The sequence below is a fragment of the Colwellia sp. D2M02 genome (assembly GCF_018860755.1).
Taxonomy (GTDB): Bacteria; Pseudomonadota; Gammaproteobacteria; order Enterobacterales; family Alteromonadaceae; genus Colwellia; species Colwellia asteriadis.
Genome location: NZ_JAHKPW010000072.1, coordinates 14,722 through 32,245, shown reverse-complemented (window position 1 = coordinate 32,245; position 17,524 = coordinate 14,722). Strand labels below are relative to the sequence as shown.

16 protein-coding genes are annotated in these 17,524 nt (G+C 38.8%); 2 read left to right on the top strand and 14 right to left on the bottom strand.

The window, feature by feature from the left end; genetic code table 11:
* Window positions 1-8: 8 nt before the first annotated feature.
* The 4 genes from lgt to rppH all read right to left on the bottom strand — a co-directional run bounded on the left by lgt (window position 9) and on the right by rppH (window position 4,927).
* Entirely contained in the window at window positions 9-863 is an 855-nt protein-coding gene (gene lgt / locus KO495_RS14460; protein ID WP_215981119.1) for a prolipoprotein diacylglyceryl transferase, read from the bottom strand.
* Between the two features lie 141 nt (window positions 864-1,004).
* Window positions 1,005-1,805 carry a sulfite exporter TauE/SafE family protein gene (locus KO495_RS14455; RefSeq protein ID WP_252738986.1) on the bottom strand — a complete coding sequence of 267 codons (801 nt, stop codon included), beginning with the start codon at window positions 1,803-1,805 and terminating at the stop codon, window positions 1,005-1,007.
* A 1-nt stretch (window position 1,806) separates the two neighbouring features.
* A complete protein-coding gene (gene ptsP, locus KO495_RS14450; RefSeq protein WP_215981118.1) occupies window positions 1,807-4,227 on the bottom strand; it encodes a phosphoenolpyruvate--protein phosphotransferase in 2,421 nt (806 codons plus the stop codon).
* A 184-nt stretch (window positions 4,228-4,411) separates the two neighbouring features.
* The gene (gene rppH / locus KO495_RS14445; RefSeq protein ID WP_215981117.1) at window positions 4,412-4,927 is read right to left on the bottom strand and encodes an RNA pyrophosphohydrolase; all 516 of its coding nucleotides are present in this window, start codon (window positions 4,925-4,927) and stop codon (window positions 4,412-4,414) included.
* A gap of 214 nt (window positions 4,928-5,141) precedes the next feature.
* Here rppH and mutH point away from each other — a divergent pair, with 214 nt between their 5' ends.
* Window positions 5,142-5,810, top strand: a complete 669-nt coding sequence (gene mutH / locus KO495_RS14440) for a DNA mismatch repair endonuclease MutH (RefSeq protein WP_215981116.1) — start codon at window positions 5,142-5,144, stop codon at window positions 5,808-5,810.
* 81 nt (window positions 5,811-5,891) lie between these two features.
* On the opposite strand, the gene KO495_RS14435 is transcribed toward mutH, so the two are convergent.
* From KO495_RS14435 to KO495_RS14400, 8 genes are all read right to left on the bottom strand, one after another.
* Window positions 5,892-6,770, bottom strand: coding sequence for a D-hexose-6-phosphate mutarotase (locus tag KO495_RS14435; RefSeq protein ID WP_215981115.1), 879 nt, complete (start codon window positions 6,768-6,770; stop codon window positions 5,892-5,894).
* A gap of 124 nt (window positions 6,771-6,894) precedes the next feature.
* Window positions 6,895-9,156: a patatin-like phospholipase family protein gene (locus KO495_RS14430; RefSeq protein WP_215981114.1), complete on the bottom strand. Its 2,262-nt coding sequence runs from the start codon at window positions 9,154-9,156 to the stop codon at window positions 6,895-6,897.
* Between the two features lie 131 nt (window positions 9,157-9,287).
* Window positions 9,288-10,604, bottom strand: coding sequence for an amidohydrolase family protein (locus KO495_RS14425; protein ID WP_252738984.1), 1,317 nt, complete (start codon window positions 10,602-10,604; stop codon window positions 9,288-9,290).
* 24 nt (window positions 10,605-10,628) lie between these two features.
* Window positions 10,629-12,074, bottom strand: a complete 1,446-nt coding sequence (locus KO495_RS14420; protein WP_215981113.1) for an amidohydrolase — start codon at window positions 12,072-12,074, stop codon at window positions 10,629-10,631.
* A 139-nt stretch (window positions 12,075-12,213) separates the two neighbouring features.
* Window positions 12,214-12,825, bottom strand: coding sequence for a protein-methionine-sulfoxide reductase heme-binding subunit MsrQ (gene msrQ, locus KO495_RS14415; protein WP_215981112.1), 612 nt, complete (start codon window positions 12,823-12,825; stop codon window positions 12,214-12,216).
* A gap of 142 nt (window positions 12,826-12,967) precedes the next feature.
* On the bottom strand, window positions 12,968-13,984 hold the full coding sequence (msrP, locus tag KO495_RS14410) for a protein-methionine-sulfoxide reductase catalytic subunit MsrP (RefSeq protein WP_215981111.1): 1,017 nt from the start codon (window positions 13,982-13,984) through the stop codon (window positions 12,968-12,970).
* A gap of 137 nt (window positions 13,985-14,121) precedes the next feature.
* On the bottom strand, window positions 14,122-14,520 hold the full coding sequence (locus KO495_RS14405) for a YkgJ family cysteine cluster protein (RefSeq protein ID WP_215981110.1): 399 nt from the start codon (window positions 14,518-14,520) through the stop codon (window positions 14,122-14,124).
* A 138-nt stretch (window positions 14,521-14,658) separates the two neighbouring features.
* A complete protein-coding gene (locus KO495_RS14400) occupies window positions 14,659-15,414 on the bottom strand; it encodes an SDR family oxidoreductase (protein WP_215981109.1) in 756 nt (251 codons plus the stop codon).
* Between the two features lie 207 nt (window positions 15,415-15,621).
* On the opposite strand from KO495_RS14400, the gene KO495_RS14395 reads away from it, so the two are divergent.
* Complete coding sequence (locus tag KO495_RS14395) at window positions 15,622-16,233, top strand: TetR/AcrR family transcriptional regulator (RefSeq protein ID WP_215981108.1); 612 nt, start codon at window positions 15,622-15,624, stop codon at window positions 16,231-16,233.
* 80 nt (window positions 16,234-16,313) lie between these two features.
* Here the strand turns inward: KO495_RS14395 and KO495_RS14390 are convergent, their stop codons facing one another.
* Both KO495_RS14390 and KO495_RS14385 read right to left on the bottom strand, forming a co-directional pair.
* A complete protein-coding gene (locus tag KO495_RS14390) occupies window positions 16,314-16,682 on the bottom strand; it encodes a glutaredoxin (RefSeq protein ID WP_215981126.1) in 369 nt (122 codons plus the stop codon).
* A gap of 125 nt (window positions 16,683-16,807) precedes the next feature.
* Window positions 16,808-17,359: a DUF2058 domain-containing protein gene (locus KO495_RS14385; protein WP_215981107.1), complete on the bottom strand. Its 552-nt coding sequence runs from the start codon at window positions 17,357-17,359 to the stop codon at window positions 16,808-16,810.
* Window positions 17,360-17,524 lie beyond the last annotated feature (165 nt).

The window sequence follows — 17,524 nt, the reverse complement described above, 5'->3', positions numbered from 1 at the left end:
TTATCTTATTAACTATTATCTTTAACTGAATGCGTGTTAGTTGCACTTTTTTGATTACCAATAGCCGATTTTTGTTGACTCAAGTAACCGTAGTAAATAATAAATAAACCAATCAAGATCATTGGAATACTCAATATCTGCCCTTTAGAAATAAAAGAAAAGTACAAACCAAGGTGCGCATCTGGCTCACGGAAAAATTCAACAATACTTCTAAAAACACCATAACCAATTAAGAAAGTACCTGACGCTAAACCAAGGCTGCGCGGTTTACGGCTAATCACATATAAAATAATAAAGAGCACGACACCTTCAAGGAAAAACTCATAAAGTTGAGAAGGGTGACGAGGCAATCCCAGTGGATCGGTTGGGAATACCATCGCCCAAGGTACATCAGTTTGACGACCCCAAAGCTCCGCATTAATAAAGTTACCTAGCCTCCCCATACCTAAGCCAATAGGTACTAAAGGTGCAACAAAGTCACCAACCGCTAAGAATGACTTATTCGTCTTTTTAGCAAAAATAAATATCGCTAAAATAACACCTAATAAACCACCATGGAATGACATACCCCCTTCCCATATTTTGAGTAAATACAGCGGGTCGGCAATTAAGTAGTCAAACTGGTAAAATAATACATACCCTACTCGGCCACCTAAAATAACGCCTAGAAAACCATAGAATAATAAATCCCCTACTTGCTCTCTTGTCCATAACCCTTTGCTATTATCTGCGGCCTTATTAGCCATAAACATTGCAGCAATAAAGCCAATAAGATACATAGTGCCGTACCAACGAAGGGCTACAGGACCAATACTAAAAATAATGGGGTCGATTACTGGGAATTGTAAAAATTGCTCTGTCATTCTGCTTCCAAAAGCACCAAAGGTCTATGCTCGTTATTAAAGCTTATAAATAGCTGTAATAAAGCTAGTCCTAAGTCACCATAATTAATAAATAAAGAATATAAAGTGGGCTCTATTATACCTACTGTTAGCTTAAAGTAATTAGCTAGCAAGCATTTTTATTGCCACCATGATAAGAAATACTGAAAAGCATTTCTTTAAGGTTTTCACGGGTAACTTACTTGAGTATTTCACGCCAATAGGAGCAAAAAATGCAGAGCTAATCACAATACCAAGTAATGCCGGTAAATAAATGTACCCTAAACTCCATGATGGCATATTGGCTTGACCTAAGCCCGTAATGATATAACCGAGTGAGCCGAAAAAAGCCACCATAACACCACATACCGTCGCAATACCAATTGAATGTCGCAACGGTAAACCAAAGTAACTCAATGCCGGCACTAAAATTGCGCCTCCTGCAATGCCCATTAAGCTCGCAATAATACCTGTTATCCAGCTAATAAGCTGTAATACAGGCGTTGATGGCATTTCTCGCTCTTTCGCTAATGAAATAGAAAAAAGCATATAAATGGCTAATAAGATGACAACACTGGCAAAGAAAAAAGTCAGGGATTTAGTCGATAAAAAATCGGCAATAAAAGCGCCTAACAAAGCGCCTGCCCCGACCAATAACATTAAAGGCTGAACAATTAACCAAGGAATATTTTGTTTACCATGATGTGCTAAGGCCGCGCTTGAAGAGGTAATAACAATAGCGCCAAGTGATGTACCTAACGCCATAGGCATAACTGCCTCAGTATTTACCCCAACCATAGGCAGCAAATAAACTAATGAGGGTACAATAATAAGACCACCGCCAATACCAAGCAGGCCAGCTAAAAAACCCACAATACTGCCCAGTGCTAAGCAGCATAAAAAAATAAACAATAATATACTCAATTTAACAACCTGCGCGGATAAAGCCGCCCAGGCCAACAGCTTCTAACTGCTCATTTAAGTAGCTATGTACTTGCTTAGTGGTAGATAAGGTTAATACGTGCTGCAAAATATCCTCGGCCTGTGTATAGCTAATGTGACGAATGATCCACTTAATACGAGGAACGTTGTGTCCATTCATACTTAGCTTATTAAATCCCATCGCTAATAACAGTATTGCACCTGCTGGCTGAGAAGCCAGCTCACCACATAAACTTATTGGAATATTATACTGCGCAGATTGCGTAGCAATACTGTAAAGCGCCGCAAGCACCGCAGGGTGAAAAGCATCGTACAAATTAGCAACTTGACTGTTATTACGGTCTACCGCCAATAAATACTGAGTAAGATCGTTACTACCAACAGAAAAAAAGTCAACGCGCTCTGCCAGTGCTTTCATTTGAAATATAACAGAGGGAACTTCAAGCATAATGCCAACTTTGGGACGATGCAGTTGCGATGCAACAATATCAGCCTTCTCTTCTAATCGTGCTTTAGTTACGCTGTCTATGAGCACACCATCTAAAAGCTGATTATCAAGTGAGCTACCTTCTATTGCCATTTCATCCATTAGGTTACGGGTAAGCTCTTGTTTTAACTCATTAAATAAATTAGCTTTAAGCTCAGCTTTAAGTTCATAAAAGGCCTGATTAATCAGACGTATAGATTCATCAACCTCTTCAATACTAGCTATCATTGGTAGCATGATCTCAAGGTTGTTAAGCCCTTGATTAGCCTTTAACATTGCGCGTATTTGTACTAAAAATATTTCAGGGTGATCTAAAGTAATTCTAATGCCACGCCAGCCTAAAAAAGGGTTGTCTTCGGTAATTGGGAAATAAGGTAATGATTTATCACCGCCAACATCTAAGGTGCGCATGGTAACGCTATGTTTTGGGAAAAATTTAAGAACTTTTCGATATAGCAACGTTTGCTCTTGTTCAGAGGGAAAGCAGTGGCGGTTCATAAAAGGAACTTCGGTACGATATAAACCAATACCTGCAGCACCAATGTGACTCGATTGCTCAAAACTTGCTGATAAGCCAGCATTCAGTAATAACTCAATAGTATGGCCGTCACTTGTTTCACAAGGTAAATCAACAACTTCCATAACCTTATCACTAAGCGCTTCTTCTTGGCTTAGTAAATACTGGTATTCTTTTTTAAGGCTGTCATCAGGGTTAACAAATAGCTCGCCACTGTAACCATCAATAATCACTTCTTTTTGATGTAACTGGTTCAGTACACTGGCATTAACCCCCATAATGGCTGGTAAGCCTAATGAACGAGCTAGTATGGCAGCATGAGAGTTATTTGAGCCTGATAGCGAGATAATGCCTTTCAAGCCTGCTTGTTGGTATTGTGCAACCATTGACGCGGTTACATCTTGCGCTAATAAAATGAACTCTTTGGGTAGTATTAGCTCTTCTTTCGCTTGCTGTTGAATATTAACTAATAAACGCGTGCCTAAGTCTTTAATATCACTGGCACGCTCTTTAAGGTAACTGTCATCTATTGCTTCAAACTGCTGTATATAATGCTCAATAACTAATTTCAAAGCACTATCAGCGCGCCAACCTTGGGCTATTTTTTCACTGACTTCGTTGCCTAAATTAGCATGATCAAGTAATTGTTTATAAACATCAAAAATTGCTAAGCTTTCATCGTTAATGGTGCCACTTAAACGCTGACTAAGCTCTTCAAAATCAGCTTTAGTTTGCTTAACAGCTTGTTCAAATCGTAATAGTTGTTCACCCGTATTCGGGGCAGATTTTAACGAAACCGCCGCTAAATCTGCTTGTGGCTGACACACGACAATACTACTCAGAGCAATACCAGGAGAGCCTGCAACACCTTGCAGTTGTTTAACACTTTGCGCTTGTTCTTGTTGAAAAGTAAGTAAGTTTCTAATTTCTGCATTTGCTAATGCACTGGCAAGTTGCGCCGACAAAGTCACAAGAAACGCTTCATCATTTTCGGTAAAGTTGCGTTGTTCTTTTTGTTGTACTGATATAACGCCAAGTACTTTACGGCGATGAATTATTGGAGTACCTAAAAAAGCGAAAAGATCTTCTTCTTGTACTTCGGGTGCGTGAATGAATTCTTGATGCTCTTGTGCATTAACAATATTTAAAGGCTCCTCACGCTTTCCGACTAAGCCGATTAAGCCTTCTGAAAAAGCAATACAAGTTTGTCCTAACGAGGTAATCTTCAAGCCGTCAGAGGCCATCAAAACGAAATGTTGTTGATAATAATCTGCTAAGTAAATAGAACAACAGTCAGCTTGCATTGCTGCCTTCACTTGACGAACCATACGCTCTAGCGCACTTTGTAATTCGGTGTCTTGACTAAAATCCAAGACAATACGGCGCAAAGTATCTAACATTCAATTCCTTAGTTGTTATAACAAGATAGTACCACCATGAGGAAAGCTTTAATCTTTTACCCATAGAGTTACATTATAGAAGCGTTTACCTCGCCCCACCTAAAACTCTAGCTTATGATACAAATAAAATGACCCGCACGAGGCAGGCCATTTGTGTAACATCATAATAATTCTTAATCACATGTTAAGCGCGACGTTTACGGCGATCTACTCGCCTGTCAATAGTTAAGGGTAAAGCTGCACTAGCAAACTCTTTCATAACTTTACGATAAACATCTCGTTTAAAGGACACTACCTGTCTTACGGGGTACCAATAACTTACCCACCGCCAATCATCAAACTCTGGATGTGGGCTATGTAGCAAGTCAACTGATGCTTCTGGTGCCGTTAATTTTAATAAAAACCATTTCTGCTTTTGCCCTATACAGACGGGTTTAGAGTCATGTCTTATAAAACGTTTAGGTAATTTATATTTTAGCCAATGCTTTGTAGAGGCAACAATTTTTACATGTTCAGGTTTTAAGCCAACTTCCTCATATAATTCTCTATACATGGTTTGCTCTGCTGACTCACCTTCATCAACGCCCCCTTGAGGGTATTGCCATGAATGTTGTCTATATCGCCTTGCCCAAAATACCTGTCCCTTGTCATTAACAATTACTATGCCGACGTTGGCGCGATAGCCTTCGGCATCGATCACAGGAACTCCTGACAATATTCAAAATTCTTTCATCAATTCAACCATATTAACGAGCACTGAGCAAATGATTACTTTTATTTTTTCATGATTAACTTGATAATAAGCCAGCCGTTATAAATAAAGCTGAGTTATACGGGCTTTATTTTGAAAAAACATCGTCATAAAACCAAAACTAACAGTACCATTAAACGTTATGAGAGTTACGCCAAACACTATGGAAATTCCAGCATCGGAACAAGAGCTACTTAATCGAGCACAAGACATTGCAGGCTTAACATTAGGTGAAGTAGCACTTAGCGCAGGAATAAAAATCCCTAAAGATTTAACTAAAAATAAAGGTTGGATTGGTTTATTACTTGAGCATGTTTTAGGTGCTAGCGCGGGCTCTCGCCCTGAGCCTGACTTCCCTCACTTAGGCATTGAACTAAAATCACTCCCCATCAATGAACAAGCCAAACCGCTTGAAACCACCTTCGTTAGCGTTGCACCACTCACCGGTTTAGTGGGGGTTACTTGGCAAACCTGTTATGTGAAAAAAAAATTAGCGAAAGTGCTCTGGGTACCGGTTATTACGCCAAAAGAGGTTCCTATTAGTGAGCGCATTGTTGGTACACCATTTTTATGGTCCCCTTCAGCAGAAGAAGAAGCCTTATTAGCACAAGATTGGCAAGAGCTGACCGATATGATAGTGCTCGGTGAGGTAGAAAATATTCATGGTAAGCATGGACAAGTATTACAATTAAGGCCTAAAGCCGCTAACAGTAAAGCTAAAACACAAGGATTTGATCGCAACGGCAAGCCTTTTATGACTTTACCACGTGGTTTTTATTTAAAAATAAACTTTACCCAAGCATTGTTACATCGTTATTTGCGTATTAATTAAATGACGCTGAGCTTGGGTAATAACATTTGAGCTTGTCGCAATCGACACGCTCATAACTATAGCTAGAGGCTGTTAATCGTTTTAGTTACGCTGAACGGCTATTTCTTGTGACATGGTTACTGTGGTGCCCGCAGTAATTGTTTGCCAATGTGTATTAGCGGCTTCCAAACAAACATATTCATGCTCGCCTTGGTCATGTATATCAGCCATTGTTGCTGCTAATTCACTACCGGGGTTCCATAACACCCACTGCTGACAGCCTGAACTGGTTATGGTAATAGTGTGATCGTAATCACTATCGACCAATGTCATAACATCAGCACTATGATACTCCCTATCAATTGGACCAACACAACTCACCCGGTTTATTTGCGTATTTGCTAAACCCGTTAATTTATCGTCAAAGTTAACACCTGTTAAAGTATCAATAACAACGTTACTCGGGTGGCTCACTTTAAAGTAAGTATGCAATGCTCCAGAGTATTGAGCATTATCAGTAGATAAATTACTCATCGCTAAACTTTGTTTCAATGACTGTCCAAACACGAGTGTTTGCACAACTTTAAAAGCATGTGGCCATAATGAATGATACTGCTCCCCTTCAAGCACTAAAATAATAGTAGTTGCCTGTTCATCAGCGCTAACCTTATCAATAGTCCATTGAGATTGTCGGGCAAAACCGTGATTACCTGCAGGTTCAACTTGCTTATCATTAGCACCAAACCAAGGCCAACATAGGGGAATGCCGCCTCTAATTGCTTTTTCTTTCTGGTAAGTAGCACTATCACTCAACCATAATAGCGCTTGTTGCCCTGTTGGTTTAAATCGCAACACTTGCCCACCGTAAAGACTTATTTCAGCTTCACAGTGGCGATGGGAAATTGTTATTTTTTCAAATTCAGAGTTTAACGGCTCTACACTGACACTTGCATGCTCATTTTTTAGTAATACTTGCTTCATTGCTCTCAACTTATACTTTATACCCATCTCGCATAGTGGCTACTACAGGTATTACATAGGGAGTTTCATTGTAAAAAATTTTAATGGTGTTTAATAGCATGAAACATTTCGAGGTACAGGAAAATCACCAGTTTTTCCCTATCGAAAAAAACGCACTATATTCCCCATCACTTGTAAAACCAACACCAAGCACTGCAGGACCAAAGCTAGTATCAGTACCTAGATATAAACTGCCAGAGGTAATTAAATCGTTAAATTTTACCGACTGGCTTACATGCCACATATTACCCGCCTCAAGGCTTGTACCAACATAAATAGGTAATTCTGAGCTACCAGGAACAGTTCGACCAAGATCATATTGATAAACCAAAGCCGCAAAAACTTTGTGCGCACCAATAAGCGCATCTTGTTGGTACCCTGACAGATTCAGAAAACCACCTAACTCTGAAACATGCACGGTAAAATCCCCATCGGTAACCACTGTTGCAAATGATCCGATACCAACAAAAGTATGGTTTTTAAAGCCAAATGCGCCACGAATATCTAAAGTTAGCTGGGTAGCCTCACTCTCAGTTTCAGTTTCAGTTTCAGTTTCATCCGTTAATAATGGATCATATTCATCATAAAAATGCAAAGCCTCAAACGATAGCTTAAAACCATGAGTGGGAAAATTAATGCTATTTAACGTATCGTAATTGAGGTTAATATAACCTCCAGTTGAATTGTATTCATACTCATGGTCATCTCTTGGGTCGGATTTTTTTAAGTAACCATCTATTTTAGTAAAACCACTTTCTATCACGCCGTAATCTGCGTAGTTAAGACCTAATGATAAATTACCTCGGTAGTATTTATTGGTTAACTCTGTACGAGTATCAGTCGCTTCCCACTTTTCACGTGAGTATTGTGCCCGACCACGTAAAAAATAACGCTGCTGCTGTGAGAGTGGTTGATAAAATTCAGTGGCTAACTCATTTTCCCAGCCAAATTTAGCTTCATTAAGCCACTGACCACCATTAGGAGTCAGGTCTTTCATGACATATGCAAGATCTAAAGCAAAAATTGAGTGCGATGAAAAGTCACTTTTTAAACTTAAACCAATATTGATAAAGTTAGGTCCCCAAGATTTTTTCTCTGTGGTAAGTACTATAATGCGTCCCTCTGCTGTATCAACAAACTCAGCATTAACTTGCTCAAAAGCATCTAAACCGTATACTCGCTCAATAGCCTGTTTAAGCTGCTCTTTAGTAATAACATCGCCCTGCGCAACATCAAAATGGCGTTTAATAATATTATCGCTAACCCTCGAGTTATTATTTAATTGAATATCGATAATCGGCTCATCTATTGCTTGTGTTTCAAGCACCGCAATCGTTTGCTTTTGTTGCTGGTACTGCTGATAAGCTAACTCACTAACGCTATATTGCTTTAGCTTATCAATGGATTCTAACGCAACCGCTTCACCCAATATCAAAGCCTGTGGCATAACAGAAAAGTCAGTTGTACTTAAATCATCAATCGCGGGCCTCAATAAAATATCTTGTGCGGTTAAATGTTGCTTTTGGGCTAAGGTGGTATTGTTAGTTAAAATAGTAGAAAGTTGATTAATAACATCTAAAGTACCCGTTATTTCATCTGCTTGGATCAGCGGTGAGCCAATATCTACCGCAATCACAATATCGGCGCCCATCTCTTTAATCACATCAACAGGTAAATTATTAGTAATGCCGCCATCGACTAATAGTTTGCCATTAATTTCAACTGCTGAAACAATGCCTGGCACAGCAGCAGACGCTTTCATTGCCTTCCCTAAACTGCCAGAGTCGAGTACCACCATTTGTGCCGTTGCTAAGTCACTGGCAATAGCACGATAAGGTATCGCCAAATAATCAAAACTCGAAAGAGTTGGAATAAGGTCAGTTGATTGTTGCATTAATTGCTGAACCGTTTGTCCTAACAGTAAACCTTTAGGTAATTTAAACTGCCCATCGCTATAACCTAAACGAAAGGGAATATTGTATTTGTCTTTGAGCCTTTTATCTTCAATACTTAAAAACTCACGAGGGATCATGTCAGAGTAACTATCATCCCAAGGCAAATTCATCATTATTTGCTCTACTTCTTGAGCACTATGACCTAATGCATATAAACCACCAACATAAGCGCCGATACTGGTTCCTACAACATAGTCTACGGGAATACGGTTGGCTTCTAAGACTTTAATAACGCCAACATGAGCAGCACCTTTAGCACCACCGCCACTAAGTACTAAACCTATTTTAGGTCTTGTTTGATCATTAACAGTGTCAGTGACCTCAAGTGGATCAGCATAACCAAAAAGGGATGGGCAATATGTGAGTAAAAAAACAAGACCGAAAAAACGCATGGTAATGACTTGTTAGACAAGGGATGATTAATAATATAGTAGGGATATTTTTGAGGGAAAACAAGGCATTGATAAATAGTACTTATCAATGCCTTAATCTGTTAACTAAAATGTTGTAAAAAATAGTCGCATTATTTAATGTATGCTCTAGGTAGTTCGCTTTTACTGATATAGCGATCTCGTAAAACATCTTGGCGTGATTGCGTTGAAACCTGCTCACCGTTAATCCACATAGAATTAACTTTAGTACTAATTTCAAACGGGTCTCCGCTCCATAACACTAAGTCGGCATTTTTACCAACCGCAATACGGCCGCTATTGAGTTTAAAGGTATCGGCAACATTAGCGGTAACGGCCGCTAACGCTGCGCTCTTATCAAAGCCATTAGCGACTGCTACTCCCGCATCAAAGCGTAACTGGTTGATATTATGACTTTCACCACTAGTAGCAATAATCACTTTAATACCAGCTTCATTTAATATCGCAATATTATCTAATGAGCTATGTAGTGAATCAAAGCTATTAGGTAAATTAGCCAGTGCGCTGGTCATCACAGGTACATTAGCATCTGCTATTTGCTTGGTAACTAACACGGCATCACGCGCGCCAACTAACACTAAGTCTAGGTTGTACTGTGCTTTAAGCTTTAATAAAGCCAAAATATCCGTTGCTCTATCAGCATAAGCAAGTAAGGTTTTCTCGCCTTTAACAACCGAATTAATCACCTGTTGATCACGTTTTAGCTCTTTAGTTTTGTCTTTCTTTCCTTTAGATTTGCTCGCCTCCGTTAGTGCTTTTTGCGCGTCTGCTAGTTCGTTTGCTAAGGTTTGTAATGACATAGCACGTGAGCCTTTGCTCTTAGCACCTAAATGAGCGATAACAGCATTGTTAGGGCTAACAACACTATCAAATTCACCAGAAAGGTTAACAACAAAGCTTTGCCCTACTAACACCCCTTCACCACCATTAGGCATAACCACGTTACTGGTAATTCCACCTTTACGCGTATAAGGAATTAATGTTGATTTAGGGTTGAACGCTAAACTGGCATCAAAAGTAATATCTGCTTTTTTATCTGAGCCATCACGAGTGCGAGATACCGCGCCCACTTCAACTAAACCCAGTAAGTTTTTTGAAGCAATAAAACCAGGGGTTAAAATATTGCCTTGAGCATCAACGATAATGTCGGCTTCTATTTTGCTCGGCACAGTTTCAGCGGTATAAATCGCGGTTATTTTTCCATCATCAAGCATGACAACAGCGCCCGATAAAACGCCTTGCTCTGCCACAGTGTGAACTGTTGCATTAATAATAGCGGTAGACTGCGCATAAGCATGGCTTGATAAAAGAGAAAGTCCGCTAACTAAAACCACGCCTAAACCGTTAGATACTTTCGAGAAGCTTGGTACTTTCGAAAACATAGCATTAAATAATGTAGATTGTTTCATAATTATTCCTAAGTCTGTCTGTATCTATTGAGAAACAGGGGTTGCTGCTTCTTGCCCAATTAAAAAGTCACTTTTCGCTTGATATTTATCATCAAACTTATCAAAAACTTTCGCCCCATCAATAAATACCTGCTCTGCGTGTGCATAAACACTAAACGGATCACTGCTCCAAACAACCACATCGGCTTTTTTACCTGCTTCTAAACTACCAACTTCATCAGTAATACCTAAGGATTTAGCCGCATTATAGGTGATCCATTTAATTGCATCTTTAGGTTTAATTTCAAAACCATTGTCGTTAGCACGGTACATCACTTTTGCTGCTTCTTGGTTTAAGCGCTGAATAGTAGTACTTGAGTCTGAGTGAACAATTGCACAAGAATTTTTAACCGCATCAACAATCGCTACGTTTTCTTCCACCATATCGTAGGCTTCCATTTTAAAGCCCCACCAGTCTGGCCATAAAGCAGCACAGTTATTATTTTCAGCTAATAAATCAGCAATTTTATAAGCTTCAATACCGTGATGGAATGTGCCTGAGTGATAATTAAACTCTTTAGATAAATCAATCATAACCGCCATTTCTTCTGCTTTATAGCAGTGGTTATGTATTAATATTTCTCCGTCTAATACGCCCATTAACGTATCAAGCTCTAAATCACGTTTTGGCGCAGTTGGATTTTTACCTGCTTCGTAATCTGCTTCATACTTTTCCCAAGCACGCTTATATTCAGTAGCGGCAAGCCAAGCACTACGATAACCAGCAACATTACCCATGCGGGTAGATGGTAATATTTTTCTGCTACCATACACACGCTTTGGATTTTCACCACAAGCCATTTTCAAACCATAAGGTGCATCAGCAAACTTCATGCCTTGCACAGTTTGGCTTGGCACATTGCGTAACGTAACACCACGACCACCAAATAAGTTTGCAGAGCCGGGAAGAATTTGTAGGCTGGTAATACCGCCAGCACGCGCTGCTTCAAAACCAGGGTCTTGTGGCCAAACACTATGCTCTGCCCATACTTCTGAAGTATTAGGAGAGGTCATTTCATTACCATCTGAATGCGATTCAACCTGTGGACTAGGGTAAACCCCTAAATGTGAGTGAACATCAATAATACCTGGAGTGATCCATTTACCTTGCATATCAACTACTGTTGCATCGGGGGCTGATAAATCAATACCTAGCTGTTTAACTTTACCGTCAACCAATAAAATATCAGCATCGTCTAAGCGCTCGCCCGTACCCGTTAAAATGGTAGCGTTGGTTAACAAAGTTGCTTGTGATGGCATTGCTTGATAGGTGCTTGGGTAAGGATTTTTATTGATACTCACTTTAGCGTCTTGTTTTTCGTTGGGTAAACAAGCACTAAGGCTGAGTGACATAACGCTAATAGCTAATGCGTTTAACGCAAAGCTTCTGGTTGCGTGAGTCGGCTTACATTTAGCTGAGCTAGTTTGCATATGAGTTCCTATTGCAGTCGCTTGAAAATATAAAAAGTAACCAACAATAAGTTTTTTTACAAAAAACAACAACCCTATGACGATAAAGTGTCACATATCTACGCTTAATAACAATACGCTAACTCAATTTGAAGTTAACTTAAGAAAATAAGCGCATAAATAGCTGCTGTAGCTTCTTATATCTAAATAATAAGATGGTAAAAGACAGTAAACCATAAAATAGCGGCACCAGTATTTCAGACTTAACTGACCAGTAAAAATGTACCGCGATAAGTATCAGAATAAGATAACTAAAGTTATGTAAACTTTGCCATGCCCGTCCCATTTTTCGCTTAATACTATTAAGTGAGGTTATTGCCAAGGCGCTTAATAGCAAAAATGCAACCATACCAATACTAATGTAAGGTCTTTTAAAAACCTCTCCAATAAATACCCCCCAAGCAAATTGTAAATCAAAGGCTAGAAAGTTGAGTACATGAAATAGCGCATAAAAAAAAGTGTACAGACCTAATAAGCGTCTTACTTGCAATAAATATCCGCGTTTAAAGTATTTCGCTAATGGTGATACTGTTAAAGTGAGCAACAATAAGTTAAACGCACCTATGCCGGTAAAGTGAATAACGCGCTGTACCGGATCAGCACCTAATTGGTCGTTTAAAGCTTGATAATATAAATAAGCCAGCGGTAAAAAAGCGCTAATATGTATCAACAACTTTAATAACAATACTTTTTGTTTAATACTTATTTTCATACTCACTTCATACTTAGTGTCATATTCAGTTACACCCGACTACTTTATGCATAAATATCTATCGTACCTTAGGGGCTGTTAATCTTTCGATTAACTTTTGTTCGAGCTAAAAGGGCTTTAATCGCGGCGAGTAGTGTGTAGCCTAGTAATTCTTCCGTAAATTCATCCCTTTATATAAATGTGCAACTTGCTCACCATAGCCATTAAAAGGTAACGTTTCGATACGGTTTCGGCTAAATAATCCGCCGGTAGTTATTCTGCGCTCGCTAGCTTGACTCCAACGAGGATGATCATGCTCAGGGTTAACATTGGCATAAAAGCCATACTCTTGTGGTGCTAATTGTTGCCAAGTCGTTTTTGGCGGCTGACTGACCAATTTAATACTGACAATTGATTTAATACTTTTAAAACCATACTTCCATGGCACAACTAAACGAATTGGCGCGCCATTTTGCGGCGGTAGGGTTTTCCCATACAAGCCAACGCTCATCAGCGCTAACGGATTCATCGCCTCATCTAAACGTAACCCTTCAACATAAGGGTAATTAATACCGCCACCTAAACGTCTATTTTGTTGCCCTGGCATTTGCTCAGGATCATGTAAGGTTTCAAAACGTACATACTTTGCATTACTATTAGGGCTGACTTTGCGAAGTAAGTCAGCTAATGAAAAGCCTATCCATGGCACAACCATTGACCACGCTTCAACACAGCGTAAGCGATAAATTCGCTCCTCAAGTGTGAACATTGTCGTTAAGTCGTCATAATCAAGAGTTATTGGCTTATCACATTCCCCACTAATGGTTAACTGCCATGGGTTAACCTGAAAACCTTGCGACAACTCAGCGGGTTGATGCTTTTGCGCACCAAACTCGTAAAAATTATTATGAGTGGTCACTTTAGTTTCAGGGGTGAGTATTAGCTTAGCGTTATTGTTATCCGCTTGATATGTGAGTGGCTCAAGATTGAAGCTCGCTTTTTCTTTCTCGGAAAACCATTCAATAGCGTTAGCCTTACTACTCACAGCAGCCGAAGCCAATAAAGAGCTAGCACCTAAAAAACCCATTTTTTTAAGCATATCTCGTCGGTTAAAGTAAATATTTTCAGGGGTAACGTCTTGCTCTTTAAGTTGTAACTTTTGGGGAGTTTTTATTAGCACAGCTCAGCCCTCATTAAGTAGTGTGTTAGTTGAGTTTATTGTAGTAACAAATAACAAGCTCATACGTAATAAGAGAAGTTTAAGCTCAATTAACTTTCAAACTAATACAAGATTAATCGAACAACACTGTTGTGGATTTAGGAAACTGGCGGGCGACTATCTTTCATTAAACGATCTAAACTCTCTTGTGCTTTTTTATAATCTGCTATATCAAGCACTTCAATCATTTCACATTCATCACGAACCATTTCAGCAATAAGACTCGGATAATGACGACAATCTTCGGGCCTATCTAAATAAATGCTGCAAGTATATTTAGTTGGCTCATCAAGGTTTTTTTTAGCTTCAATGTATAAAAATGGACACTGGGTTAGCTTTACCCCTGTTTTAGGATCAAACCAAATATCATTATTTTTAACATACTCAAATATTTCAGGGTTAAATAGCTCCCATAAGTTAATCTCAGCTTGTGTTACCGCAAGACTGTCACCACCATATTTGATGCAACATTTACCACACTGGTTACAATCTTTCATTACTCCCCACTAAGCCATTAACTTTATGATTATCCTTATTATAAAGAGCATAACCATTCATATTTAAGGTTATGCTCTTTGTTTATCTTACAATAATTTATTCTCGCTCAGGACACTATTTTATGAATAGTGCCTAGGTTATGACAAAATAGGGTTAAGGTTAATACCGCCATCAATATTATATTCACCGCCAGTGATAAATGATGCATCATCTGAAGCTAAAAATAACGCGAGTTTGGCAACCTCCTCTGGCTGACCAAAACGTTTTAGTGGTACACGGTTTTCAATTGCCTGAGCAAGTTCATTGAGCTGTGCTTCTTCCATGCCTGTTTTCTCAAAAATAGCCGTATAAATAGGGCCTGGATTGATTGCATTAACCCGAATATTTCTTGGCGCTAATTCAGTTGCAGCAGTGCGAGTATATGAATTTAAGGCAGCCTTAGAAGCGGCATAAACCGCTGTTGTTGGCATTCCTGTATAAGCGTTAATTGATGAGAGGTTAATAATTGCACCGCCCTCATTCATAATAGGAAGAAATTTCTCCGTAGTGAATATTGCGCCCTTAAGGTTAATATTAATTTGATCATCAAATACCGCTTCGCTAATTTGACCAACAGGCGCAGGTAGAAAAATACCAGCGTTAACAAATAATATATCAATGTGTCCAAAGTCTTGCTTAACTTGATTTACCAAAGCATCGATTGCGGCTAAATCTCTAACATCTGCAACAATACCTGTTACATCTAACTCAAATGCTGCAGTAGCGACTTTATCTGGTGAACGACCGGTAATAATAACGGTCGCACCTGCAGCTTTGAAAGACTTAGCCGTTTCAAAACCAATACCACTGTTACCACCAGTTACGACGGCTACTTTTCCTGTTAACTTGCTCATTTGCTGTTTCCTTTCATTATATTGTTATATTGCTTCGTTATAGCTTCATTGCACAGTTTAGCGATGCTGCTCAATTGTGCACTTTTTAGGTGCTCAAAAATTAATTATTGAGCACCATTTAATTACGTACCATTCGGTACATAATTGACAATCTATACCTATCGGTACATAATTACAAGTATAAATTATTAACAATAGTTGATTACTATGTCATCAGGGCGCCAACGAAGTTTTTGTAAAAAAGCCGCTTTAGAAAAAGCAATGATTGTGTTTTGGTGTAACGGTTACTCTGGCACTAGCTTAGCCGACTTAACCGAAGCAATGGGAATTAACAAATCGAGCTTATATGCTGCATTTGGCAATAAAGAAGCTTTATTTAATCAAGTGTTAGACTTTTATTTGGAGCTTCACGGTAGCTCACACTCTAGGCACCTGTTTGAACAGCAACATACACTGCAAGAGCGGTTAAAAAATTATCTTAGCTCTATTGCCAGAATGTTAACCGATGCTAACTTACCGAAAGGCTGCTTAATATGTTCAAGCACCTCAGAGCTAGCAGGCTCGTGTTTACCTGAAAAATCATCACAAATTATTGCAATGATAAATCGAAAAACAGTTGATTTTTTAACAGAATTTTTAAAAAATGAGCAAAAAGAGCAACACTTAACAGCTGATTGCGATATTAATAAAATAGCCAACTACCTATTAACACTACAATTTGGTTTAGCCGTATCAGCACGTAACGGCAGTGAATTAGCCGAATTATTGGCCGTAATTGATCGCGCGATTGAGTGTTTCAATAACACGGTAAGCTTATAATATTGCAGTCACAAAAAAGCCAGCATATGCTGGCTCAATTAAAGTATCGGCTTTTAAATTAATGTATTAACTATTTACAGTTAGGCTGCTTTGGCAACATTTTGTAAATGCGCAACAACATCATTAGATTCATACAGCCATTGTACTTCACCATTGTCTTTTTCAATACGTAAACATGGCACTGTGCGTTTACCACCTTCACGAATAAGTTCATCACGGTATTGCTCATTATTACTAATATTACGTAACTCAATTTTTAAGCCTTCGCGTTTCATGGTACGGCGAACTTTGACACAAAATGGGCAGGCTGGTAATTGATACAAACTTAACTTTTGCGTTGCTGCATCAATTTTTACTTGTTGATCAGCAGGTCTTTTCGGTGATTTAGGTGAAAAGATAAAATTCAGTAATAAAATCAAACGGCCTATTGGCCAACGAATAATAGACATCAACATAGTTTAATACTCTGTAATCATAAATGAGGGATTAACATTTAACGCTAACGATATGTACATGCGTTAAACAAAAAGCGCGCATATTCTAGCACGCTTTCGTTATTTCGCTTAGTGCAAAATTACCACATTAAATCATCAGGAATTTGATAATCAGCATACGGATCGTCTTCATCTACCGTATTTGTATCAACTTTATCGTTTTGTACTAAAATAACCGAACTATCAAGCTCAGCGACTTTCGCTGCGGTTTCGCTAGTTACAAGGTAAGTGATATCGTCCACACCACATAACGCTAGGCGACCATTAACTAGGGCTTTATGTGTTACGCCATCAACAAGCAGCTTCTTAATTTTGCTGCCAAAAGTGTAGTTATATTCACTCTCACCCTTGACATCTTTCAGCTGATGATGAGTTAAAATTTGTTTAATACGTAAACTTTGTTCTTTTAAAGCCAGTTGCTGTTTTTTCTCTTCGTTAAGCGCATTATCTTTGGCTTGCTTTTCAAGTCGCGCTTTTTCAAGATCTTGCTTTACCTGCTCTTGCAATGTTGCTTCATGCTTGACACCACTACGCTTTTGTTTGTTTTTTTTACGCTTATCAGCATTCGCTTGCTGACTTTTTTGCTTGGTTGTTAACCCTGCTTTAAGTAATTGCTCTTGAAGAGAAGCCATTATAAAACCCTGTTTATCAAATAAAGTTACTATCTCAAAATATGGCTATATTCTACCGAGAAAATTAAACAAGCGCTATTGCAGTTATGATTAAGCACAAATTTAAATATCGAAGGCTACACATACGCATAATTTACCTGAACTAGGTCACTTTCAATTAGAGAA